Source organism: Streptomyces sp. NPDC002845 (assembly GCF_053591955.1).
The window spans coordinates 1-22,211 of record NZ_JBSFUU010000057.1 but is presented as its reverse complement, the minus strand read 5'-3'; the positions used below and the strand labels follow the sequence as shown (position 1 = coordinate 22,211).

The window sequence follows — 22,211 nt, the reverse complement described above, 5'->3', positions numbered from 1 at the left end:
GCTTACCTAAGTTAGCATCTCCCCCTGGTGTACACCTCCCGTTCGAGGTGTTGGTCACCACTTCGTCAGATGAGGCGAGCTCACACCCGACTCACAACTGAAGTGTCGCCCCTTCCCCGGAGCGCACCCACCGACGCGGGCGCCGCCGCGCTCCCGGGGCGCTGGGCGCTCACTCCTGGAGCGTCGTGAGCAACCGCCGCAGCGAACCGCCCAGCCCCCAGCGTGTGGCGAGCCCGTCCAGCGCGGCCGGATCGCGCGGCGCACGCGGCAGCGCCGGGTCGACGTCCGGCAGCGGCACGTCCTCGGCGACCCGGACGACCTTGGGCGCGACCGCCACATACGGCCGTGACTCGTCGAGGCGCTTGCGCTGAGAGGGCGTCAGCTTGGCCGACGGATCGTCGACCGCCGCCATGATTCCGGCCAGATCGCCGAACTGCGCCAGCAGTTTCGCCGCCGTCTTCTCGCCGATGCCCGGTACGCCCGGCAGGCCGTCGCTGGGATCGCCGCGCAGCAGGGCGAGATCCGCGTACCCGCTGCCGTCGACCCCGTACTTCTCGCGCAGCACCACCTCGTCGGTGAGCTGCAGGGTGCCCACGCCCTTGAGCGGATACAGCACGCGCACCCCGCGCCGGTCGTCGACCAGTTGGTACAGGTCGCGGTCGCCGGTGACGATGTCGACCGGGTCCTTCGCGCGCGCCGTGAACGTGCCGATGACGTCGTCCGCCTCGTACCCCTCGACCCCCACGCGCGCGATGCCCAGCGCGTCCAGGACGTCCTCGATGACCGGCACCTGCGGCGACAGCGTGTCCGGCACCTCCTCCTCGTCCGGACCGGCCTCGTGCTCCTCCGCGACGCGGTGCGCCTTGTAGGAGGGGATCAGGTCGACCCGCCACTGCGGCCGCCAGTCCGCGTCCATGCAGGCCACCAGGTCGTCCGGGCGGTGGTCCCTGACCAGTCGGTCGATGAATTCGAGCAGCCCGCGCACGGCGTTCACCGGAGTGCCGTCCGGGGCCTTCACGGATTCCGGCACCCCGAAATAGGCGCGGAAGTACAGCGAGGCGGTGTCGAGGAGCATCAGGCGTCGGGTCACCCTCCGCATCATGCCGTACGCCGCCGACAGTCACCCCACTCGGCGCCGTCGCGTACCTCATGCACGGCTTGCACTGGTGATCGAGGGCACGCGTGACTCCGTACTGGCGTACGAGAAAGATCCGGACAACATCACCGCCGTACACGGAGGTACGGTCGAACTGACGGGCAACGACCAGCAGTCGTACGGCACCGGCCGCCAACTCCGGGCCACCCCGAAGGGTTTCGCCGCCCGGCACGCGAACCGGGTGACCGGCCGGACCGTGCCGTGCAAAGCTGGGGGACCGGCGGAAACGCCGGGGACCGCTCGCGCCTTCACCCGAAGGGGAGGAGCCTGGAACTGACCGAGGGCCGACATCGGCGGAACGGCTTCGGCGGCCGGCGGACGTACGCCCGCGATCCGGCGTACGGCGCTCCTGGTCAGCCTCTTCGTTTCCCGGGAGAGGGCTGAGGGTCGGCTGGTCCACTGGCGCGAACTGTGAGCCTCGCCCTCACTCGATGTGACAGGGATGTGACAGGCGCATGAAACGGTTTGCCGAACATGCGTAGGGTGCAGAGAACTCATCAGAGGCAGTGCGACGCGCGGTAGCGCGACGAACACGGAGCGCGGAACGGACCGACGAGCGAAGGAGGGAGCCGGAGCGATGGGCGACCACAAAGAACAGCCCCTTCGGGTGGGCGCGGCCGTCCGGCGGCGGCGCCGGGCACTGGAGCTCACCCTCGCCGTCGTGGCCGAGCGCAGCGGCCTGTCGGTCCCCTTCCTGAGCCAGGTCGAGAACGAGCGGGCCCGCCCCAGCAAGCCCTCCCTGGAGCGCATCGCCGACGCCCTCGGCACCACCGCCGTGGAACTGCTCGCCGCGGCCGACCCGGCGTGCAGTGTCGACGTGGTGCGCGCCGAGGACGACGGCCTCACGCCGTCCGTGTCCCACGCGCGCTCCCTGGTGCGCGGTCACCACCAGATGCACGCCATGGAGTTCACCGGCGACCACGACGAGGGCCGCGAAGTCCAGCACCGCAACGACGAGTTGATGTACGTGGCCGACGGCGCCGTCGAGGTCGAGGCCGAGGGCCGCGCCCACCGGCTCGGGCGCGGTGACACGCTGTACATGAGCGGTGGCGTACGGCACCGGTGGCGGGCCACCGTGCCCGACACCCGGGTGATCGTGGTGGCCGTCGCGGACCACATCGAGGCCCTGGAGGACCGGCACCGGCGGGGTGCGTGAGGCGGCCGTGCTCCGTGTGGTCTCTCTCGTGCCGTCGCTGACCGAGGCGGTGGCGGTATCGGTGCCCGGTGTGCTGGTCGGGGCCACGGACTGGTGCAGCCACCCATGCGGCCTCGATGTCGTACGGATCGGGGGCACGAAGAATCCGAAGGCGGACCGGATTCTGGCGCTCTCTCCCGACCTGGTGATCGCCAACGAGGAGGAGAACCGCGAAGCCGACCTCGCCGCCCTGCGGGACGCGGGAGTCGAGGTGCTCGTCACCGAGGTGCGGGACGTCCCGGGGGCCTTCCGCGAGCTGGAGCGGGTGCTGCGGGCGTGCGGGGCGGTGGCGCGGCCGGGGTGGCTGGACGAGGCGGAGGCGATGTGGTCGGGACTGGCGGCTCCGGAGGCGCCGGACCGTCGTACGGCCGCCACGGCCGCCACGGCCGCCACGACTGCTACGACCGCGATGACCGCGATGACCGCCGTGGTGCCGATCTGGCGGCGGCCGTGGATGGTGCTCGGGCGGGACACCTTCGCGGGCGACGTGCTGGCTCGGCTCGGCGTGGACAACGTGTACGCGGCGCACGCGGACCGCTATCCGCGGATCCCGGTGGAGGAGCTGCGGGCCGCCGGGCCGGATGTCGTGGTTCTGCCGGACGAGCCGTACCGCTTCACGGCGTCGGACGGGCCCGAAGCGTTCGAGGGGGTGCCGTGCGCGCTGGTGAGCGGGCGCCATCTCACGTGGTACGGGCCGTCGTTGGCCGAGGCGCCGAGGGTGCTCGGCGAGGCGCTGCGAGCAGCTCGCCGCTGACCAGGCCGCGGACGGTGTGGACGGCGGCCGTGGCCCACGCGGCGACGAGGGCCAGGTAGAGGGCGACGGCCAGGACGTCGAAGGCGGCCAGCCCGGTGTGCCGGGCCAGCCCCTCGGCGCCCGTCACGCAGGTACCCACCGGGAAGGTGAACGCCCACCACGTCATCGCGAAGCCCATGCCCCGGCGCCGGGCCCGCACCACCAGCGCGGTGGCGAGGGCGAGCCAGAACAGGGCGAAGCCGGTCACCGGGACGCCGTAGAGCACGGCGAGGACGGCGAAGCCCTGGTCGTACGGCGACGGCAGCACACCCCGGGCCGCGTCGGCGATGTTGCCCACCGCGGTGGTCGACTGGCCCAGCGGGCCGAGGACGAGGAAGAGGGTGGGGGTGAGGGCGAGGGGGAGCGGGCCGGTGGTGATCAGGCGGGCGAAGACCAGCGGCAGCATGAGACAGGTGGCCAGCAGGCTGAGCCCGAAGAGCGCGAAGCAGGCGAGGAGCAGGGTCTGCCGGGCCGCTCCGGCCGGGAGGTGCGGCACGAGGAGCGGGCCCAGGGCGGCGGACACCATCGGGGCGACCAGGGGGAGCAGCCAGACGGGGCTGGCCTGGCCGGGCTCGATCCGGTGGCGGACGACCATGAGGTACGGCACCGCGACGGCCGCGGCGAGACCGACAACGGTTCCGGCGGTGAACAGGACGGAGTCCAGCACGACCGCGGCCCGGGTCCCGATCCAGTCCTGGCCGACGGTGACGGCGCCGCCGCCGACAGCGAGCAGGGCCATGGAGAGGCAGCCGTAGAAGGGGGCCGTGGCCGGGTCGAGGAGATGGGCGCGGGCCTGGTCGCAGTGGTGGACCCAGTGGAGGGCACGGGCGGCGAGGAGCGCGACCAGGAGGACGAGGGCGAGGACCCATACCGCGGTGCAGGCCGTCCGCAGCCCCGGTACGTCCTCGGGGAGCCCCGCGCCCGCCGTGGCCACGATCGCGGTGCCCATGACCGCGGCGTACCAGTTGGGGCCGAGGTGGCGCAGGGAGGCGGCGCGCGGGGTGGCGTGCAGGGGGAGCGGGGCGTGGACGGCGGTGACCATGTGTCCACCGTCTCGTTGGAGGGGGCGTCCCACCAGGGAGCCTGTGTCTATGGGGGCATAAGGTGGGGTTATGAGCGAGGCGGTGGAGACGTCCGGAGGACAGGCCGGCGAGGTGCTGAGGGGCCGGGGCGAGACGCGGGGCGGGCTGGCCCAGCGGGTGCCCGACCTGGGGGCACTGGAGCTGTTGCTGGCCGTGGCACGGCTCGGGTCGCTGGGGCGGGCCGCGCGGGAGCTGGGGATCACACAGCCGGCGGCCAGCAGCCGCATCCGGTCGATGGAACGGCAGCTGGGCGTGGCCCTCGTCGACCGGTCGCCGCGCGGATCGCGGCTGACGGACGCCGGGGCGCTGGTGACGGACTGGGCGCGGCGGGTCGTGGAGGCGGCGGAGGTGTTCGACGCGGGGGCGCAGGCGTTGCGGGACCGGCGGGACTCGCGGCTGCGGGTCGCGGCGAGCATGACCATCGCCGAGTACCTGCTGCCGGGCTGGCTCATCGCGCTGCGCGCGCAGCGCCCCGACACGGCGGTATCGCTGCTCGCTGGCAACTCGGCGGCCGTCGCGGAGCGGCTGCTGGCCGACGAGGCGGACCTGGGGTTCGTGGAGGGGCTGAACGTGCCGACGGGCCTGGACTCGACGGTCATCGCCCACGACCACCTGATCGTGGTGACGGCACCGGGGCACCCCTGGGCGCGGCGCCGCAGGCCGCTGGAGGCGGCGGAGCTGGCGTCGACTCCCCTGATCCTCCGCGAGAAGGGTTCCGGCACCCGCCAGGTCCTGGAGACGGCCCTCGGCGGCCTGGCCCGCCCCCTGATCGAGCTCTCCTCCACGACGGCCGTCAAGTCCTCCGCGCTGAGCGGCGCCGGCCCCGCCGTCCTGAGCGAACTGGCCCTCGGCGAGGAACTGTCCGCCCGCCGCCTGGTGAACATCCCCGTGCCCGGCGTACGCCTCCGCCGGGCCCTGCGCGCGGTGTGGCCGACGGGTCATCGGCCGACGGGGCCGGCGCGCGATCTGCTGGGGCTGACGCGGGGGGCGTAGGGACCGCGCCGTTCCTCGCCGGGCCCTGCGGCCGGTGCGCCGGAGCGGCTCAGGAGGCGGCCCGGGTGAGGGCGCGCATCACCCGGGTGTCCTCGCCCATCTCCGGGTGCCACTGGACTCCCAGCACCCAGGAGGGCGACGGGAGTTCGAGCGCCTCCACCGTGCCGTCCTCCGCGTGGGCCGAGGGGCGCAGGCCTTCGCCGAGGCGGTCGACCGCCTGGTGGTGGTACGTCGGGACGGAGGTCTCCTCGGGGACGGCCCGAGCGTAGAGCGTCCCTGGTACGGGCTTCACCGTGTGGCGGCCGAAGACGCCGACCCGGGTGACATGGCCGTCGAGGTGCTGGACGAGGGTGCCGCCGAGGGCGACGTTCAGGAGCTGCATGCCGCGGCAGATGCCCAGCAGGGGAGTGCCGGACGTCAACGCCGCGCGGATCAGGGCGAGTTCCCACGCGTCGCGTTCCGGCGCCGGCGGACCCGTGCGCGGGGAGCGGTCGGCGCCGTAGTGGGACGGGTCGACGTCGGGGCCGCCCGCGATGACCAGGCCGTCGAGGCGGGCGACGGCCTCGGCGGCGTACGACGGGTCGTCCGGTGGCAGCATCGCGGCGAGTCCGCCCGCCGCCCGGACGAGCCGCGGGTAGCCGGACGGCAGCAGGGCCGCCTCCAGCTCCCACACGCCCCAGCGGGCGGACTCCAGGTATGTGCTGACACCGATCAACGGCCTGGTCACATGTGCTCCTTCGCGGCGGTGGTTCAGTCCCGTGCCAACTCTGCCTCGGCCGCCGCCAGCGCCGCGAACTCCTCCTCCGGCGCCTTCGCCACCAGGTGCTTGCGGCTGTAGAGGCCGAAGTAGGCGACCGCCACGGCGTACACCGCGAGCGCGATGAACGCCGCCGTCACGTCGACCAGGAACGTGGCCACCAGCGCCGCACAGGCCAGGACCAGGGCGACCGAGGAGGTCAGCACCCCACCCGGCGTACGGTACGGCCGCTCCAGGCCCGGCTCGCGGCGGCGCAGCACGATGTGCGACAGGGACATCAGCGCGTACGAGATGGTCGCGCCGAAGACGGCCATGTTCAGCATGCGCGCACCGTCACCCGTGACCGCCGCCAGGGCGAACCCGATCGTGCCCGGGACCAGCAGGCCCAGGTACGGGGCCTTGCGGCGGCTGGTGAGGGAGAGGAAGCGGGGCAGGTAGCCCGCGCGGGACAGCGCGAACAGCTGGCGGGAGCCCGCGTAGATGAGGGAGAAGAAGGACGCCACCAGGCCCGCCAGGCCCGCGTAGTTGACGATGCGGCTCAGTACCGTGGCCTCGCCGTCCGGCTGGAGCGCCTCGACGAGCGGGTTGCCGGCCCCCTGGATGGCGGCCGAGCCGCGGGCTCCCGCGGCGGTGAAGAAGGTGACCACGGCCAGGACCACGAGGATGCCCATCGACCAGCGGATCGCCTTCGGCAGCGTACGGGCCGGGTTCCTGGTCTCCTCGGCGGCGAGCGGCACACCCTCGACGCCCAGGAAGAACCACATGCCGAACGGGAACGCCGCCCAGATGCCGAGCAGGCCGAAGGGCAGCCAGGAGTTCGCGCCGGTGGCCGTCGCGTCCACCGGGATGTCGTCCAGCGCCCCGAAGCTGAAGTCCGGCAGCGCCGCCGCCGCGAACACGATCAGGGCGACCACCGCGATGGCGGTGACGATGAAGCTGAACCGCAGCGCCTCGCCCACGCCCCACAGGTGGATGCCGAGGAAGATCGCGAAGCAGACGAGGTACATGGGCCAGCCGGACTCCAGGCCGAACAGGCCCAGCGACTCGACGTAGTCCCCGATGAAGATGACGATCGCGGCGGGCGCGAGGACGTACTCGATGAGGATCGCCGTACCGGTGAGGAAGCCGCCCCACGGGCCGAGCGCCCGGCGCGCGAAGCCGTAGCCGCCGCCCGCCGTGGGCAGGATCGAGGACAGCTCGGCGAGGGCGAACACCATGCAGGCGTACATCGTGCCCATGAGGACCATGGCGATCGCGAGGCCGCCGAAGCCGCCCTCCGCGAGGCCGAAGTTCCAGCCGGAGAAGTCACCGGAGACGACGTAGGCGACGCCGAGGCCGGTCAGCAGCACCCAGCCGGCGCTGCCTCGGCGCAGCGCTCTGCGCTCCAGATAGTCGTCCGCCTCCGCGGCGGTGGGCGTACTGGTGGATTCCAGGGACATGGACACGACTCCCGACGGGCGGCGGACAGGATTCTTCCGGGTACGGCGGGGTCGAGCGGGCCCCGGCTCAATGGAATGAATCCACACCTTTGCGGTGCCGACCGTGGGAAAGCAAGACCCGTGCGTTAAGCGTCCGTAAATCCGTACTCACCCGGGGGCGCGGCGTGGTCTCACCCGAGGAAGCCGCGCAGCAGGGCGGCCGTGCCCGCGCAGTGCTCGCGCATGATCTCCCGCGCCCCGTCGGAGTCCCCGTCGAGCACCGCCTCCACCAGGGCGGTGTGCTGCTGCTGGGAGTGCTCCAGGTTGCGGACCAGGAGGGGGATGCAGTCCAGCAGCTCGTTCACCGTCGCGCGTACGGCCGCGTACTGGGCCGTGAGGGAGGGGGAGCCGCACAGTTCCGCGAGGGTGAGGTGGAGGAGCGTGTCCAGGCGCCGGTACTCGGTGAGCGGGGCGTCGTGCGTGCGGGCGAGCGCGTCGCGGAGCCGGTTCGCCTGCTCGTCGTCGAGTCCGTGCGCCGCGCACAGGCCGGCCGCGCCCACCTCCAGCACCTCGCGGAAGCGCAGCGTGTCCTCCACGTCGACGTCCGCCAGCCGTCGGCGCAGCTCGTCCTCGCCCGGGGCGCCGGTGCGCGGCAGCACGAAGGTGCCGCCGTAGCGGCCGCGCCGGGACTGGACGATGCCCTGGTCCTGCAGCACCTTGAGCACCTCGCGCAGGGTCACGCGGCTGATGCCGAGCCGCTCCGCCAGCTCCCGCTCGGCGGGCAGGCGCTCGCCGCCGGGCACCAGGCCGAGCCGTACGACCTGGAGGATCTGTTCGAGTGCCTCCTCGAAGCCGTTGCCCGCGCGCACCGGCCGCAGCACCGGGGTCAGCCGGTCCTCGCGGTCCTCCGGGCCGTTCCCCAGGCCGCGGTCAAGATCCACCGACATCTGGCCGTGCCCCCTTCCCAAGCAATGGTTCTCGGCAATACCTTATGGCTCTCGGCCCGGCCGAAGAAGCGCGCGGAAGCAGAAGTCCGAGCGCGCGCAGCAGCCCGAAGGAGACCATCCCGTGGCAGACCGCACAGCCCCGCTCGGTGTCGAGGAGCTGCACGCCCTCGTCGCGGGCGGCGAGATCGACACTGTCGTCCTGGCCTTCCCCGACATGCAAGGACGACTCCAGGGCAAGCGGTTCGCCGCGCGCTTCTTCCTCGACGAGGTGCTGGAGCACGGCACGGAGGGCTGCAACTACCTCCTCGCCGTCGACACCGAGATGAACACGGTCGACGGATACGAGATGTCCTCCTGGGACCGGGGCTACGGCGACTTCGCCATGCACCCCGACCTGAGCACACTGCGCCGGGTGCCCTGGAACGAGGGTACGGCCCTGCTGATCGCCGACCTGGCCTGGGACAACGGCTCACCCGTCGTCGCCGCGCCCCGCCAGATCCTGCGCCGCCAGCTCGACCGGCTCGCCGAGCTCGGCTACACCGCCCAGGTCGGCACCGAGCTGGAGTTCATCGTCTTCAAGGACACGTACGAGCAGGCCTGGGACGCGGGCTACCGGGGGCTCACCCCGGCCAATCAGTACAACATCGACTACTCGGTGCTGGGGACCGGGCGGATCGAGCCCCTGCTGCGCCGGATCAGGAACGAGATGACGGGCGCCGGGCTGACCGTGGAGTCCGCCAAGGGAGAGTGCAACCCCGGGCAGCACGAGATCGTCTTCAAGTACGACGAGGCCCTGGTCACCTGCGACCAGCACGCCGTCTACAAGACGGGTGCCAAGGAGATCGCCGCCCAGGAGGGGTACTCCCTCACCTTCATGGCCAAGTACAACGAGCGCGAGGGCAACTCCTGCCACATCCACCTCTCGCTCGCGGACAAGGACGGGCGCAACGCCATGGCCGGGTCCGCCTCCGACCCCGGCGGTATGTCGCCGGTCATGCGGCACTTCCTCGCCGGGCAGCTCGCCGCGCTGCGGGACTTCTCGCTGCTCTACGCGCCGAACATCAACTCGTACAAGAGGTTCCAGCCGGGGTCGTTCGCACCGACCGCCGCCGCCTGGGGGTACGACAACCGGACCTGCGCGCTGCGGGTCGTCGGGCACGGGCGCTCCATGCGGTTCGAGAACCGGCTCCCGGGCGGCGATGTCAACCCGCACCTCGCCGTCGCCGGGCTCGTCGCGGCCGGGCTGTACGGCATAGAGCAGGAGCTGGAGCTGCCGGAGCCGTGCCCGGGGAACGCCTACTCCGCCGAGTACGCGCACGTGCCGACCACCCTGCGCGAGGCCGCCGAGCTGTGGGAGAACAGCCCGATCGCCAAGGCGGCCTTCGGGGACGAGGTGGTCGCGCACTACCGCAACATGGCGCGCGTCGAGCTGGACGCCTTCGACGCCGCGGTGACCGACTGGGAGCTGCGCCGCTCCTTCGAACGCATGTGAGGGTTGTCTTGTCCCAGGAGTTCCAGGATTCCCAGGAGTCCCCGCAGTACGAGCTGGAAGTGCTGAACCCCGCGACCGAGGAGGTCGTCGCCGTCGTCCCGGGCGCCACTGCGGCCGACGTGGACGCGGCGGTCGTACGGGCCGCCAGGGCGCAGACAGCGTGGGCCGCGCTGGCGCCGGGCGAACGGGCCCGGCTGCTGCGCCGGTTCGCCGTCGTCGTGGACGAACACCTCGAAGAGCTGGCCCGGCTGGAGGTGCGCGAGGCGGGGCACGTCATCGGCAACGCCCGTTGGGAGGCGGGCAACGTACGGGACCTGCTCGACTACGCGGCCGGGGGCGTGGAGCGGCTCACCGGGCGGCAGATCCCGGTGCCGGGCGGCCTCGACGTCACGATCCTCGAACCGCTGGGCGTGGTGGGCGTGATCGCGCCCTGGAACTTCCCGATGCCCATCGCGGCCTGGGGCACGGCTCCCGCGCTGGCGGCCGGCAACGCGGTGCTCCTCAAGCCCGCCGAGACGACCCCGCTGACGGCCCTGCGGCTGGCCGAACTCGCCCTGGAGGCGGGGCTGCCGGAGGGCCTGTTCCAGGTGCTCCCGGGGGCCGGCCCGGTCGCGGGCAACGCGCTCGTCGAGCACCCCGGGGTCGCGAAGATCGCCTTCACGGGGTCAACGGCCGTGGGCCAGCAGGTGTTGGCGAAGGGTTCGGCGCAGCTCAAGCGCGTCACCCTCGAACTCGGCGGCAAGAGCCCCAACATCGTCTTCGCCGACGCCGACATCGAGGCCGCCGCCGCGAGCGCCCCCATGTCCTTCCTCGACAACTCCGGCCAGGACTGCTGCGCCCGCACCCGCATCCTCGTCCAGCGCTCCGCGTACGACCGCTTCCTCGACCTCCTCGCGCCCGCCGTGGAGTCCGTCCTCGTCGGCGACCCGGCCGACGAGAGCACCCAGATGGGCCCGCTGATCTCCAGGCCGCAGCTGGAGCGAGTCCGTTCGTACGTCTCCTCCGACGCGCCCGGCATCCGCGGCAAGGCCCCCGAAGGCCCCGGCTTCTGGTTCCCGCCCACCGTCCTGACCGGAGTCGGGCCCCACGCGCGCGTGGCCGTCGAGGAGGTCTTCGGCCCCGTCGCCGTCGTCCTTCCCTTCGAGGACGAGGCCGACGCGATCCGGCTCGCCAACGACACGCCGTACGGCCTCGCCGGCTCCATCTGGACCCGGGACGTCGGCCGTGCGCTGCGCGTCTCGCAGGCCGTCCGCGCGGGCAACCTGTCCGTCAACTCCCATTCCAGCGTCCGCTACTGGACCCCCTTCGGCGGCTTCAAGCAGTCGGGGATCGGCCGCGAACTCGGCCCGGACGCGCTCGCCGCCTTCACCGAAACCAAGAACGTCTTCATCAGCACGGAGGGCCCCGCACAGTGACCTCAGAGACTTCAGAGACTTCGGACGTCATCTGCCGCCGACTGGTCGGCCGCACCGCCGTCATCACCGGTGCCGGCAGCGGCATCGGCCTCGCCACCGCGCGCCGGCTCGCCTCCGAGGGCGCCCACGTGGTCTGCGGCGACGTCGACGACCAGCGCGGCAAGGCGGTCGCCGAGGAGGTCGGCGGGATCTTCGTGAAGGTCGACGTCACCGACCCCGACCAGGTCGAGGCGCTGTTCAAGGCCGCGTACGACACGTACGGCAGCGTCGACATCGCCTTCAACAACGCGGGCATCTCGCCGCCCGACGACGACTCCATCCTGGAGACCGGCCTGGACGCCTGGAAGCGGGTCCAGGAGGTCAACCTCACCTCCGTGTACCTGTGCTGCAAGGCCGCGATCCCCTACATGCAGCGGCAGGGCAAGGGGTCGATCATCAACACGGCGTCGTTCGTGGCCCGCATGGGCGCGGCCACGTCCCAGATCTCGTACACGGCTTCCAAGGGCGGCGTCCTGGCCATGTCCCGCGAGCTGGGCGTGCAGTTCGCGAGGGAGGGCATCCGGGTCAACGCCCTGTGCCCCGGACCGGTCAACACCCCTCTCCTCCAAGAGCTGTTCGCCAAGGACCCGGAGCGGGCCGCGCGCCGTCTGGTGCACATCCCGCTCGGGCGGTTCGCCGAGGCCACGGAGATCGCGGCCGCGGTCGCGTTCCTCGCCAGCGACGACTCGTCCTTCGTGAACGCCACCGACTTCCTGGTCGACGGAGGAATCTCGGGCGCCTACGTCACACCGCTGTAGGAGCTCCTAGAGTGCCGGGATGAGCAGTACGCCTCCGCCCGGCTGGTACCGCGACCCGTCCTACCCGCTCACCGAGCGCTGGTGGGACGGGACCGCGTGGACCGACCACCGGCGCCAGCCGGAGATACCGCAGCCGCCACCGGCGCAGCCCCCGCCGCCCGGTGGCGGCTCCCGCCGCGCCAAGTTCATCGCGCTCACGGCGGCGGGAGTCGCACTGGCCGCCGCGGTCGTCACGGGCACGATCGTGCTGAGCGCGGACGACGGTGACGAGCCGACGAGGACCACGCCGACGGCCGCGTCCTCCAGCCCCGTCGAAGCCGCCGAGAGCGACACACCGTCGCCCGCGCCGTCCACCTCCGAGCCGCCCGACGACGACCCGGCCGTCGTCGTCGACCAACTCAACGGCATCACCTTCCCATTGCTCGACGGCTGGGTCAGACCCCAGTACGTCACCGACGACGACATCGTCCTCACCACACCGGGCACATACGACTGCCCCGGCGACGCCGGCCTCTGCCACCGCGGCCGGGTCATCTCCCGCACGGTCACCTTCAACGACGAGACGTCCCCCGAAGCCCTCGCCAAGAACGACATCGAGGACGCCGCCAACGCCGCGTACGACCGCGACAGGACCGACAAGCGCCCCTACGGCGGCATCACCGGGCACCGGCTCGTCAACTCCGGCCCGGTCGCGGTCGCGGGCCGCACCGGGTACTTCGTCCGCTGGCGCGTCACGACCGCGGAGGGTCCCGGCGGCTACGTCCAGTCGCTGGCGTTCCCGTCCACCGTCGGCTCCGAGTCGCCGGTCGTCGTCCGCTTCGCCTTCGACGCCGGGGGCGACGGGCCGCCGCTCGCCGACATGGACCGGATCACCGAGGGGATCCGGCCGATCGGCGACGCGGACACGGGCGGGGGCGTGGGCAGCAGCATCGGGCCCGGACGGTAGGCGTCGGCCGTCAGAGACCGTCAGAGGAAGGTGTGGCCCTCGCCGCGGTACGTCGGCACGGTCGCCGTCACCTCGTCGCCCGTCACCAGGTGCAGTACCTCGAACCGCTCGCACAGCTCACCGGCCTTGGCGTGCCGGAACCACACCTTGTCGCCGATGAGCAGGTCGTCGGCAGGCGCCCCGAGCAACGGGGTCTGCACCTCGCCGGGGCCCTCCTGGGGGTCGTACTTCAGCCCCTCCGGGAGATACGGCACCGGCAGCCGGTCGGGGCCCGCGGCGCCGGAGGCCGGGTAGCCGCCGCCGAGCACGGTGACGACGCCGACGCCGGGCCTGCGGACGACGGGCTGGGCGAAGAGCGCGGCCGGACGCCCGCGGAACGACGTGTAGTTGTCGAAGAGGCGCGGCACGTACAGGCCCGACCCGGCGCCGATCTCGGTGACCGCGTCCTCGGCGGCGGTGTGCTGCACACTGCCCGTGCCGCCGCCGTTGACGAATTCGAGGTCGGGGGCCACGGCCCGTACGGCGCGCACGACTTCGGCCCGCCGCTGTGCGAGTTCCTTCTTGGCGGTGGCCTGCATCAGCCGGACGGCTCGGGACCGGAACGGCCGTCCCGCCACGGAGTCGCCGACACCGGCAATGTGCCCCTCGTACGCCATGATCCCGACCAGCTTGAAGCCGGGCCGCCGCGCGACCGTACGGGCCATGTCGGCGACCTGGGCGGGGGAGTGCAGCGGGGAGCGCCGGGCGCCGACGCGCACGCGACCGCCGAGCAGCTTCAGGGCGGTGTCCAACTCCAGGCAGACCCGCACGACTTCGGTGCCGCCCTCGCGGGAGTCGTCGATGAGCTGGAGCTGTGACGGGTCGTCGACCATGACGGTGACGGCGGCGGCGAGCTTGGGGTCGGAGGCCAGTTCGGCGTAGGCGGTGCGGTCGGCGGAGGGATAGGCGAGGAGGACGTCGTCGAAGCCGGACCGCGCGAGCCACAGGGACTCGGCGAGGGTGAAGGACATGATGCCTGCGAAGCCGTCGCGGGCCAGCACACGCTCCAGGAGGGCGCGGCAGCGAACCGACTTGCTGGCGACGCGGATCGGCTTGCCGCCGGCCCTGCGTAGGAGGTCGTCGGCGTTCGCGTCGAAAGCCTCCAGGTCCACGATCGCGACAGGGGCGTCGAGGTGAGCGGTGGCCCGGTCGTAGCGGGCTCGGTCTGCGGCGCGGGCAGTCATGAACGAAGCCTGCCAGACATGATTACCGCAGGGTAGGGGGACGTTCCGGGCAGATGCCCCGTGCATGCGAACTGGCTCCCTCTCGGCGCTCGTCACGCCGTAGAGTGACGCGGACGCAGGGGACGACCTCGGCCGGGATGACGACGCGCCACACCGGGTAGTCATGCCCATGGCCAACACCCGGCCGGAGCCGCCCCCGAGCTGCCGACCGCTTCCCACGAGCGGTCGACCGCCCGGACGACCTCCGCGGCGACCCGGGACCAGGAAACGGGGGGTGCATGAGCACGGAAGCGCGCCGCGCCTCCACCCCTCCACGCCCTGCGGCCCCGCCACCCCCACCGGGGGCCCCAGCCCCGCCCGCCAACGACTCCCCACACGAACCCTCCTCGGCCGAGGGCACGCCGGCGTCCGGGCCGCGCCGGTCCGCCTCCGCGGCACCGGCTCGCTCCGGCCGGCCGCATGTGCCGGGGGAGTCTCGGGCCGTACCGCGTCCGGATCTGCCGTCTGCGCCAGGGGATGTCCGGGCTGTACCGCCGCGTCCGGCGGGGGTGCCGTCCGTGTCGGACGGGTCCGCATCGGCGGCACCGGCTCGCCCGGATCTGCCGCATGTGCCGGGAGGCTCCCGAGCCGTACCGCCGCGCCCGGCGGGGGCACCGGTGGCGGAGGGGGCGTCGGTGTCCGCGCCGCGTGGGTCTGCTGCTGCCGGGGGTGCCTCGGCGTCATCGTCGTGCTCGGGGCGCGGGTCCGCCTCCGGGGCCGGGGGTGCCCGGAACGTTCCGCCGCGTCCGGCGGGGGCGCCGGAAGTGAGGGGTGCCTCGGTGGGGAACGCTGGGTCGTCGCGTATACCGCCCATGCCCGTGTCCTCGCCGGACGGACCGGGAGCCCCGCGCGCCGGAGGGCGGCAGCGTTCGGCCGGTGCTGCGGGGGATTCCGATGTGGTGCGGCGCCTGGAGTATCCGCGGTTCGCCGACTTCCGGCGTGCCGCGGGGCAGGGAGATGCCCCGGTCACGCCGCCCCCGCCCGTGGCCTCGGCCCGGTTCCCCGACGCGCCGCCCGCGGCACCGGACGGGCGCGACGGTACGCCGCCCAAGCCGGCCGGAACGCCCACGGCGGCGGCCCCTCGTACCACCGCGCCCGAAGAGAACCGGAGCGAGACGACCACCCGGCGGGGCCCGGCCCCGGCCGAGTCGCCCGTCGCGGCCGATCGACCCGTGGGCACGGACAACTCCACCGGATGGGCACCCCCGACCAGCTCCTCCCGGCGCTCCGCCGAAGCCCTGGACGGCGTCCTCGGCATGCCCGGCGGCCGCCCCTTCGTGACGCTCGGGCAGCCGGAGATCTCGCCCGACAGGTTCGACGACCGGGACAGACGTCCACGCATCGGGGGCACCCGCGCGGTCACCGCCGTGGCGTGTGTCGTGCTGGGGCTGGGCCTCATCGGCGGTGCGGCGGCCGGGACCTGGCTGACCGGGGACGGCGGGGCGGACGACGGCCGGGACGGGTTCACGGCGGCCGGGGAGTTGTGGCACAGCGTGCCCGTGGACGAACTGTTCCCACCGACCGTGCGGGGAGAGGGCGCCGGGCCCGGTGGTGCCGACCGGGTCTGGACGCGGATCGCCGTCGCACCCGACAGCGGCTGTGCGGACGCCTTCGACCCCCTCCTGCGCAAGGTCCTGTCCCCCGTCGGCTGCCTGCGGCTCCTCCGCGCGACCTACACCGACGCGACCCAGAGCCATGTCACCACCGTCGGCATGCTGTTCACCAAGGCGGACCCCGCCGCGATGTCCTCCCTGGAGGCCCGCTTCGAGAGGGAGGGCCTCGACCGGCGGACCGACCTGATGCCCCGCCCGTACGCCGTGCCGGACACCCTCGCCGCCGACTTCGGCGTCGAACAGCGCGCCTCCTGGAGCATCTCCGTCCTCACCGACGCCCCGGTCGTCGTCTACGCCGTCTCAGGCTTCGCCGACGGCCGTACCATCGCCGAACCGCAGCCCACCCAGGACGCGATGAAGGCCGACGACACCACGGCCGTCGCCCAGTCCGGCCTCGGCCACGAGGCACAGGGCCTCGCCGACCGCGTCGAGCGCGGCTTCCGCAAGACCGTCAGCGCGGCCACGGAGAACCCGTCGTGAGAGCCGCGAGGAGAACCTCCACCAAAACGGCCAAAACCTCCGCCAAGACCGCCATGAAAACCGCCATGCCCCGCAGAGCCGGACTTCTCGGCGCACTCCTCGCCGCCACCTTCGCCCTCCTGCCCTCCACCGCCGCGCACGCCGACAGCATCCGTGACCAGCAGTGGGCCCTGGAGGCCATGAACGCCGAGGAGGCATGGCGGACGACCAAGGGCGAGGGCATCACCGTGGCCGTCCTAGACACCGGCGTCGACGCCAAACACCCCGACCTGGAGGGCAACGTCCTCGAAGGCAAGGACATGGTCGGCTTCGGCGCCGGCCGGGGCGACCGCGCGTGGGCCCGGCACGGCACAGCGATGGCCGGGATCATCGCCGGCCACGGACACGGCTTCGACAACGGCGACGGCGTACTCGGCATCGCCCCGGAGGCCAAGATCCTCCCCGTCCGCGTCATCCTCGAAGACGGCGACTCGGCCCGCTCCAAGGCCCGCAGCACCCGCGGCAACGCCCTCGCCGAAGGCATCCGCTGGGCCGCCGACCAGGGCGCCGACGTCATCAACCTCTCCCTCGGCGACGACTCCAAGTCCGCCCACCCAGAACCCGCCGAGGACGCCGCCGTCCAGTACGCCCTGGAGAAGGGCTCCGTCGTCGTCGCCTCGGCCGGCAACGGCGGCGAGAAGGGCGACCACATCTCGTACCCGGCGGCCTACCCGGGCGTCATCGCCGCGACCGCCGTCGACGAGTACGGCACCCGCGCCTCCTTCTCCACCCGCCGCTGGTACGCCACCGTCAGCGCCCCCGGCGTCGACGTCGTCATCGCCGACCCCGACCGCAAGTACTACGAGGGCTGGGGCACGAGCGCGGCGGCCGCCTTCGTCTCCGGCGCGGTCGCCCTCGTCAAGGCCGCCCACCCGGGCCTCACCCCGGCCCAGATCAAACAACTCCTGGAGGACACGGCCCGCGACGCCCCCGACAGCGGCCGCGACGACTCCTACGGCTTCGGCTTCGTCGACCCCGCCGCCGCCATCGAGAAGGCCGCCGAGCTCAAGCCCGAGGCGCTGAACTCCACGGCGTACGGCCGGAGGTACTTCGGCCCGGGTCCGGACATGGCCGAGGAGGAGGACGACACGGTCGCCTGGGCGGCACCCGTCGCGGGCGGCCTCGGCGTCGCCCTGCTGATCACGGCGGTGGCGCTGTGGCGGGGGCCGCGCCGACGATCGGACGATTACGGCAACGGCATCTGATCCGACGGCCGTTAGAGCCTGTGTCATGTCCCCGGCCGGGCGCCCGCCGCCTGGCACGCACTCCCCCACTGCCTTAAGGGCGTGGGGGACCCCAGCCGCGTTACCGAAACGCTCTGGTAGCTCCTCCCCCACGCTCGAACCGGCTTCGCTCGGCTCGCGCGGGGGCGCCCTCATCGAGGACCTTCCGGCGCCTTGCGATCGCACGCTCCCCCACTCTCGGCTGCGCTTGAGCGGGGGGGACCCCCATGACGACGTGCGCTGATCCGGCCGGGGATATGACACAGGCTCTTACTGCACCGGGTTCGGCTGTACGGGGACGCGGCCGGCCTCGGACTCGGAGCCGTCGAGGTCCTCGGGGTCCTTGGGGTCCTTGCGGTCCTCGGGCTCCGCAGAGTCTTCATCGCTCTCAGAGCCCTCGGAGCCGGCGGAGTTCGCGAACACCGAGACCGCCGCCCTGGCCGCCGCCTCCACCATCGAAACCCCGTTCTCCTTGGTCGTGTTGCCGTCCGAGAGCACCGCGACGAGACAGTCACGCCCGTCCACGGTGACCCGCCCGATGCTGTTGATGTCCCACAGCCCGGTGGCGGTGCGCGGCAGCCACCCGTTCTTCAGGGCGAATGCGGACCCGGCCGACCCGGCCGCCGAGACACCCCAGTCCTGGCCCACCGCGATCTCGCCCATGAGCCCCCGCACATACGCCCGCGACGCCTCGCTCAGCTCCGAGCCGTCGTTCCCGAACACCTGCTGGAGCAGGGCGAGCTGATCGGCCGCCGTCGTCTGGGTCAGACCCCAGTACAGGCCGTCGCCGCCCTCGGTACCGGTCAGCCCCAGACGCCTGTTCGCCGCTGCGAGGCCCGGCGCCTGCCCGATCGCCTTCCACAACTCCGTCGCGGACGCGTTGTCGCTGTAGCGGATCATCGCGGTGGCGTACGTCTTCTCCTGCGCCGTGAGCTGCCGGCCCGCGTCCTGTGCCTGGAGCAGCAGCGCCACCAGGATGTCCACCTTCACGATGCTCGCCGTGTCGAACTGGGCGTCGCCGTAGACGGCACTCTCCCCGGACTCCGGAACCAGGACGGCCACGGACACCTCCGCTCCGTCCTCCACCGCCACGTCCTCCATCGCGGCGGCCAGCAGTTCGTCGTAGTCCACCTGGGGCGCCGCCACAGGTTCCATCGAAGCCTCCTCGGTGACCTCCACGGCGCTCACCGAGGGCGACGCCGACACTGACGGCGACGACGATACGGCGCTCTCTCCACCGTGCTCCCGCGCCCCCACGTACGCGGTCCCGGGGGCCGTGCCGCCCACGACGACGACGTACGCGGCCACGACGTACGCGAGTACGGCGTAGCCGAGCGGACGGCGCCGGGAGAGGCGAGCGCGGCAACGTGCTCTCACAGGGGGCATGCCGTGATGCTGAGGGCCCGTGCTGTGCGCTGGGTTAGACGCTTGTTAGCTCTGTGTCAGGGAACGCTGAGAATCCCGTGAAGTGCGTGAACGCCGTGTTTCCGGGCCCGGAAAAGCCCTGGAGACTTCCCCCGATAGGGTCGGTGACCGTGGCGAACAAGAACATTCCCGACCCCGGCTACTCCGACGACGACGGCTCGGCCGACCCCCGGCTCAGCGCGGCGCTCGCGGCCTGGGCCGAGGACCGCACCGCCGTGGGGCCCGTCCTGGAGGCGCTCAAGGGTGCCCGGCTCCTCGTGCCCGTGGTGGCCGTGCTCGGAGAGGTGGAGGAGGACGAGAACGGACTGCGCCGGGAGAAGACGAGCGACATGGCCGTACCGACCCTGAAGGCCGGCCACCGCACCGCCCTGCCCGCCTTCACGTCCACCGACTCCCTCGCCCGCTGGGACCCCGCCGCCCGCCCCGTCGCCGTACCCCTGCACCAGGCACTCCAGGCGGCCGCGCACGAGAAGGCCGACACGATCGTGCTCGACATGGCCGGTCCGGTGCCGTACGAACTGACGGGACCCGCGCTGCTGGCGCTGGCGGAGGGGCGCACCACGACCGACCCGCTCGCCGACCCCGCCGTGGTGGACGCCGTACGAACCGCCGTCGCCGCCGAGCCCGCGGTCAGTCGCGCCTACCTCGGCCCCGGCCGGGCGGACGGCACCCTCGCCCTCGTACTGGACCCCACCGCCACCCCCGCCGAGGCCGCCCGCACGGTCGCCGAGCGGCTCGCCGCCGACGAGACACTGAGGGCCCGCCTGGTGCGCGGCCTCGACCTGGCCCTGCTGCCGACCGGGGCGACGCCACCGGGCGAGCCCTTGTACGTACGCGGGTAACGGGCGGGGTCAGCCGTAGATCGGGCCCGTGTACCTCTCGCCCGGGCCCTGGCCCGGCTCGTCCGGGACGAGTGACGCCTCGCGGAAGGCCAGCTGGAGCGACTTCAGGCCATCGCGCAGGGGCGCCGCGTGAAAGGAGCTGATCTCGGTCGCGGACGCGTCGAGGAGACCGGCGAGGGCGTGCACCAGCTTGCGGGCCTCGTCCAGGTCCTTGTACTTGGCGCCCTCCTCCGTCAGACCGAGCTTCACGGCGGCGGCGCTCATCAGGTTGACGGCGACCGTCACGATCACCTCGACCGCGGGAACCTCGGCGATGTCGCGGGCCATGGAGTCGAAGTCGGGAGACTCAGGAGGGGTATCACTCATGCCCCACACGATAGGCCCCGGTCCCCCCGCCCCCGCGCGGGGGCGACCTGGCCCGATGTCCGGTGCACGCCGGTTCGCACCTCCCCCGCGGAGCTGCTAGCCTTGTGTGACGACCGGCCGGACGCACCAGTGCCCGGCCCGCAAGTGGAGGCTCCGAACTCCCACCTGACCGTTCTTCGGGATGGCAGGTCACCCGGTCAGACGGCCACCACCGTTCCGTACGGACGGTGGAGTCGTCCGAAAGCGCGCCCCGCGGATCACCGCGGCGGTGCTCCGGCAGTATTTTGGAGCCCCGCCTGTGTCCCGTCCGGGGCATTTTTCATGCACCGCGATGGTTGGTCCCTATATGTCATCCAGACATACACGGCTGTCCGCCAGACCGCCGTGTGGTGCTACCGAGGAGGATCCATCAGCGCCGAGCCCCGCATCAACGACCGGATTCGCGTTCCCGAGGTGCGACTTGTCGGTCCCAGCGGCGAGCAGGTCGGGATTGTTCCGCTTGCCAAGGCCCTGGAGCTTGCGCAGGAGTACGACCTGGACCTGGTCGAGGTCGCGGCGAACGCCCGTCCGCCCGTGTGCAAGCTCATGGACTACGGGAAGTTCAAGTACGAGTCGGCCATGAAGGCCCGTGAGGCGCGCAAGAACCAGGCGCACACGGTCATCAAGGAGATGAAGCTCCGGCCGAAGATCGACCCGCACGACTATGACACCAAGAAGGGTCACGTCGTCCGGTTCCTCAAGCAGGGCGACAAGGTCAAGATCACGATCATGTTCCGTGGTCGCGAGCAGTCCCGGCCCGAACTGGGCTACCGACTGCTGCAGCGTCTCGCGGAGGACGTCCAGGAGCTGGGCTTCGTGGAGTCCAACCCCAAGCAGGACGGCCGAAACATGATCATGGTTCTCGGTCCGCACAAGAAGAAGACCGAGGCGATGGCCGAGGCCAGGCAGGCGCAGGAGGCCCGCAAGGCGTCCGCGAAGGCCAACCCCGGTCGCTCGCAGAACCCTGCCGAGGCCGAGGCGCCCGCCGAGGAGCCTGCCGAGGCGTGAGTCCCCGGGACGAGAGTCCAGGGCCGCCCTGGGCGCCAGTCCAGGGTGTCTACCGATAGATATGACGTTCCGTTGTGCCCGGTTTAGCGACCGGGCACCGGAGCGCCACCGACGAGGAGAGAACGGCGCTATGCCGAAGAACAAGTCGCACAGCGGTGCCAGCAAGCGCTTCAAGATCACCGGCTCCGGCAAGGTGCTCCGTGAGCGCTCCGGCAAGCGCCACCTGCTCGAGCACAAGTCGTCCCGCGTGACGCGTCGCCTCACCGGCAACGCCGAGATGGCCCCGGGCGACGCCAAGAAGATCAAGAAGCTTCTCGGCAAGTGACGTCGGGCGCGTAGCGCGCCTGACCTCTGACCGGGACCCAATCGATTTCGGGCCGTGTGAGGACAACCGCGGCCCCGCTACAAGGAGTTAACAAGTGGCACGCGTCAAGCGGGCAGTCAACGCCCACAAGAAGCGCCGGGCGATCCTCGAGCAGGCCTCCGGCTACCGCGGTCAGCGTTCGCGTCTGTACCGCAAGGCCAAGGAGCAGGTCACCCACTCGCTGGTCTACAACTACAACGACCGCAAGAAGCGCAAGGGCGACTTCCGTCAGCTGTGGATCCAGCGCATCAACGCCGCTGCCCGCGCCAACGGCATCACCTACAACCGCTTCATCCAGGGGCTGAAGGCCGCGAACATCGAGGTCGACCGCAAGATCCTGGCCGAGCTGGCCGTCAACGACGCGGGCGCGTTCGCCGCGCTCGTCGAGGTCGCGCAGAAGGCGCTGCCGTCGGACGTCAACGCGCCCAAGGCTGCCGCCTGAGCCGCACGTTGAACCGGACCCGCAGGCCCTCGGGGCCTGCGGGTCCGTTGCGTTCTCCCCGTCCCTGGGGCTCCGCCCCAGACCCCGCCAGGGGGCTCCGCCCCCTGGACCCCCGGC

22 protein-coding genes are annotated in these 22,211 nt (G+C 72.3%); 14 read left to right on the top strand and 8 right to left on the bottom strand.

What is annotated here, in order from left to right; all coding sequences use genetic code 11:
- Window positions 1-169: 169 nt before the first annotated feature.
- Window positions 170-1,099, bottom strand: coding sequence for a 5'-3' exonuclease (locus ACWD3C_RS32795; RefSeq protein WP_451149844.1), 930 nt, complete (start codon window positions 1,097-1,099; stop codon window positions 170-172).
- A 1-nt stretch (window position 1,100) separates the two neighbouring features.
- On the opposite strand from ACWD3C_RS32795, the gene ACWD3C_RS32790 reads away from it, so the two are divergent.
- The 3 genes from ACWD3C_RS32790 to ACWD3C_RS32780 all read left to right on the top strand — a co-directional run bounded on the left by ACWD3C_RS32790 (window position 1,101) and on the right by ACWD3C_RS32780 (window position 3,105).
- Window positions 1,101-1,433 carry a hypothetical protein gene (locus ACWD3C_RS32790; RefSeq protein WP_451149810.1) on the top strand — a complete coding sequence of 111 codons (333 nt, stop codon included), beginning with the start codon at window positions 1,101-1,103 and terminating at the stop codon, window positions 1,431-1,433.
- 300 nt (window positions 1,434-1,733) lie between these two features.
- Complete coding sequence (locus tag ACWD3C_RS32785; protein ID WP_451149809.1) at window positions 1,734-2,312, top strand: helix-turn-helix domain-containing protein; 579 nt, start codon at window positions 1,734-1,736, stop codon at window positions 2,310-2,312.
- Window positions 2,313-2,319: 7 nt separating this feature from the next.
- Window positions 2,320-3,105 (top strand): helical backbone metal receptor, encoded by a 786-nt coding sequence (locus ACWD3C_RS32780; protein WP_451149843.1) that lies wholly within the window; start codon window positions 2,320-2,322, stop codon window positions 3,103-3,105.
- On the opposite strand, the gene ACWD3C_RS32775 is transcribed toward ACWD3C_RS32780, so the two are convergent.
- Entirely contained in the window at window positions 3,032-4,186 is a 1,155-nt protein-coding gene (locus ACWD3C_RS32775; protein WP_451149808.1) for a TDT family transporter, read from the bottom strand. The two genes, ACWD3C_RS32780 and ACWD3C_RS32775, sit on opposite strands and share 74 nt — an antisense overlap.
- Before the next feature lie 70 nt (window positions 4,187-4,256).
- Here ACWD3C_RS32775 and ACWD3C_RS32770 point away from each other — a divergent pair, with 70 nt between their 5' ends.
- Window positions 4,257-5,219 carry a LysR family transcriptional regulator gene (locus ACWD3C_RS32770; RefSeq protein ID WP_451149807.1) on the top strand — a complete coding sequence of 321 codons (963 nt, stop codon included), beginning with the start codon at window positions 4,257-4,259 and terminating at the stop codon, window positions 5,217-5,219.
- Window positions 5,220-5,268: 49 nt separating this feature from the next.
- Here ACWD3C_RS32770 and ACWD3C_RS32765 read toward each other — a convergent pair whose 3' ends face one another.
- The 3 genes from ACWD3C_RS32765 to ACWD3C_RS32755 all read right to left on the bottom strand — a co-directional run bounded on the left by ACWD3C_RS32765 (window position 5,269) and on the right by ACWD3C_RS32755 (window position 8,341).
- Window positions 5,269-5,946, bottom strand: a complete 678-nt coding sequence (locus ACWD3C_RS32765; protein WP_451149806.1) for a gamma-glutamyl-gamma-aminobutyrate hydrolase family protein — start codon at window positions 5,944-5,946, stop codon at window positions 5,269-5,271.
- A gap of 23 nt (window positions 5,947-5,969) precedes the next feature.
- The gene (eat, locus tag ACWD3C_RS32760) at window positions 5,970-7,415 is read right to left on the bottom strand and encodes an ethanolamine permease (protein WP_451149805.1); all 1,446 of its coding nucleotides are present in this window, start codon (window positions 7,413-7,415) and stop codon (window positions 5,970-5,972) included.
- Window positions 7,416-7,585: 170 nt separating this feature from the next.
- Window positions 7,586-8,341: a FadR/GntR family transcriptional regulator gene (locus ACWD3C_RS32755; RefSeq protein WP_451149804.1), complete on the bottom strand. Its 756-nt coding sequence runs from the start codon at window positions 8,339-8,341 to the stop codon at window positions 7,586-7,588.
- 121 nt (window positions 8,342-8,462) lie between these two features.
- Between ACWD3C_RS32755 and ACWD3C_RS32750 the strand changes: the two genes are divergently transcribed.
- Genes ACWD3C_RS32750 through ACWD3C_RS32735 form a run of 4 tightly spaced genes read left to right on the top strand, consistent with a single transcriptional unit; the run spans window position 8,463 to window position 12,991 of the window.
- Window positions 8,463-9,833: a glutamine synthetase family protein gene (locus ACWD3C_RS32750; RefSeq protein ID WP_451149803.1), complete on the top strand. Its 1,371-nt coding sequence runs from the start codon at window positions 8,463-8,465 to the stop codon at window positions 9,831-9,833.
- Between the two features lie 8 nt (window positions 9,834-9,841).
- Window positions 9,842-11,248, top strand: coding sequence for an aldehyde dehydrogenase family protein (locus tag ACWD3C_RS32745; RefSeq protein WP_451149802.1), 1,407 nt, complete (start codon window positions 9,842-9,844; stop codon window positions 11,246-11,248).
- Window positions 11,245-12,045 (top strand): 3-oxoacyl-ACP reductase, encoded by an 801-nt coding sequence (locus tag ACWD3C_RS32740; protein ID WP_451149801.1) that lies wholly within the window; start codon window positions 11,245-11,247, stop codon window positions 12,043-12,045. Before ACWD3C_RS32745 ends, ACWD3C_RS32740 begins: the two co-directional genes overlap by 4 nt.
- Before the next feature lie 19 nt (window positions 12,046-12,064).
- Window positions 12,065-12,991: a DUF2510 domain-containing protein gene (locus ACWD3C_RS32735; RefSeq protein ID WP_451149800.1), complete on the top strand. Its 927-nt coding sequence runs from the start codon at window positions 12,065-12,067 to the stop codon at window positions 12,989-12,991.
- Window positions 12,992-13,011: 20 nt separating this feature from the next.
- On the opposite strand, the gene ACWD3C_RS32730 is transcribed toward ACWD3C_RS32735, so the two are convergent.
- Entirely contained in the window at window positions 13,012-14,214 is a 1,203-nt protein-coding gene (locus ACWD3C_RS32730; RefSeq protein WP_451149799.1) for an amino acid deaminase/aldolase, read from the bottom strand.
- A 938-nt stretch (window positions 14,215-15,152) separates the two neighbouring features.
- Here ACWD3C_RS32730 and ACWD3C_RS32725 point away from each other — a divergent pair.
- Entirely contained in the window at window positions 15,153-16,346 is a 1,194-nt protein-coding gene (locus tag ACWD3C_RS32725; protein WP_451149798.1) for a hypothetical protein, read from the top strand.
- Window positions 16,347-16,399: 53 nt separating this feature from the next.
- Window positions 16,400-17,590 carry a type VII secretion-associated serine protease mycosin gene (mycP, locus tag ACWD3C_RS32720; RefSeq protein WP_451149797.1) on the top strand — a complete coding sequence of 397 codons (1,191 nt, stop codon included), beginning with the start codon at window positions 16,400-16,402 and terminating at the stop codon, window positions 17,588-17,590.
- A gap of 288 nt (window positions 17,591-17,878) precedes the next feature.
- On the opposite strand, the gene ACWD3C_RS32715 is transcribed toward mycP, so the two are convergent.
- The gene (locus tag ACWD3C_RS32715) at window positions 17,879-18,994 is read right to left on the bottom strand and encodes a serine hydrolase (protein WP_451149796.1); all 1,116 of its coding nucleotides are present in this window, start codon (window positions 18,992-18,994) and stop codon (window positions 17,879-17,881) included.
- A 149-nt stretch (window positions 18,995-19,143) separates the two neighbouring features.
- Here ACWD3C_RS32715 and ACWD3C_RS32710 point away from each other — a divergent pair, with 149 nt between their 5' ends.
- On the top strand, window positions 19,144-19,875 hold the full coding sequence (locus ACWD3C_RS32710; RefSeq protein WP_451149795.1) for an SseB family protein: 732 nt from the start codon (window positions 19,144-19,146) through the stop codon (window positions 19,873-19,875).
- 9 nt (window positions 19,876-19,884) lie between these two features.
- Here the strand turns inward: ACWD3C_RS32710 and ACWD3C_RS32705 are convergent, their stop codons facing one another.
- Window positions 19,885-20,241 carry a DUF1844 domain-containing protein gene (locus ACWD3C_RS32705; RefSeq protein ID WP_451149794.1) on the bottom strand — a complete coding sequence of 119 codons (357 nt, stop codon included), beginning with the start codon at window positions 20,239-20,241 and terminating at the stop codon, window positions 19,885-19,887.
- Window positions 20,242-20,649: 408 nt separating this feature from the next.
- On the opposite strand from ACWD3C_RS32705, the gene infC reads away from it, so the two are divergent.
- The 3 genes from infC to rplT all read left to right on the top strand — a co-directional run bounded on the left by infC (window position 20,650) and on the right by rplT (window position 22,094).
- Window positions 20,650-21,288, top strand: coding sequence for a translation initiation factor IF-3 (infC, locus tag ACWD3C_RS32700; protein ID WP_451149842.1), 639 nt, complete (start codon window positions 20,650-20,652; stop codon window positions 21,286-21,288).
- A gap of 130 nt (window positions 21,289-21,418) precedes the next feature.
- Entirely contained in the window at window positions 21,419-21,613 is a 195-nt protein-coding gene (gene rpmI, locus ACWD3C_RS32695; protein WP_030577024.1) for a 50S ribosomal protein L35, read from the top strand.
- A 94-nt stretch (window positions 21,614-21,707) separates the two neighbouring features.
- Entirely contained in the window at window positions 21,708-22,094 is a 387-nt protein-coding gene (gene rplT, locus ACWD3C_RS32690; protein WP_248637081.1) for a 50S ribosomal protein L20, read from the top strand.
- Window positions 22,095-22,211: the final 117 nt, after the last annotated feature.

Excerpts from the sequence above, each read along its gene's own strand:
- ACWD3C_RS32775 (WP_451149808.1), bottom strand. The coding sequence starts at position 4,186 with ATGGTCACCGCCGTCCACGCCCCGCTCCCCCTGCACGCCACCCCGCGC.
- ACWD3C_RS32785 (WP_451149809.1), top strand. The coding sequence starts at position 1,734 with ATGGGCGACCACAAAGAACAGCCCCTTCGGGTGGGCGCGGCCGTCCGG.
- ACWD3C_RS32770 (WP_451149807.1), top strand. The coding sequence starts at position 4,257 with ATGAGCGAGGCGGTGGAGACGTCCGGAGGACAGGCCGGCGAGGTGCTG.
- ACWD3C_RS32715 (WP_451149796.1), bottom strand. The coding sequence starts at position 18,994 with ATGCCCCCTGTGAGAGCACGTTGCCGCGCTCGCCTCTCCCGGCGCCGT.
- rpmI (WP_030577024.1), top strand. The coding sequence starts at position 21,419 with ATGCCGAAGAACAAGTCGCACAGCGGTGCCAGCAAGCGCTTCAAGATC.
- ACWD3C_RS32730 (WP_451149799.1), bottom strand. The coding sequence starts at position 14,214 with ATGACTGCCCGCGCCGCAGACCGAGCCCGCTACGACCGGGCCACCGCT.
- mycP (WP_451149797.1), top strand. The coding sequence starts at position 16,400 with ATGAAAACCGCCATGCCCCGCAGAGCCGGACTTCTCGGCGCACTCCTC.
- ACWD3C_RS32705 (WP_451149794.1), bottom strand. The coding sequence starts at position 20,241 with ATGAGTGATACCCCTCCTGAGTCTCCCGACTTCGACTCCATGGCCCGC.
- ACWD3C_RS32755 (WP_451149804.1), bottom strand. The coding sequence starts at position 8,341 with ATGTCGGTGGATCTTGACCGCGGCCTGGGGAACGGCCCGGAGGACCGC.
- ACWD3C_RS32735 (WP_451149800.1), top strand. The coding sequence starts at position 12,065 with ATGAGCAGTACGCCTCCGCCCGGCTGGTACCGCGACCCGTCCTACCCG.
- ACWD3C_RS32790 (WP_451149810.1), top strand. The coding sequence starts at position 1,101 with ATGCCGTACGCCGCCGACAGTCACCCCACTCGGCGCCGTCGCGTACCT.
- ACWD3C_RS32795 (WP_451149844.1), bottom strand. The coding sequence starts at position 1,099 with ATGCGGAGGGTGACCCGACGCCTGATGCTCCTCGACACCGCCTCGCTG.
- eat (WP_451149805.1), bottom strand. The coding sequence starts at position 7,415 with ATGTCCCTGGAATCCACCAGTACGCCCACCGCCGCGGAGGCGGACGAC.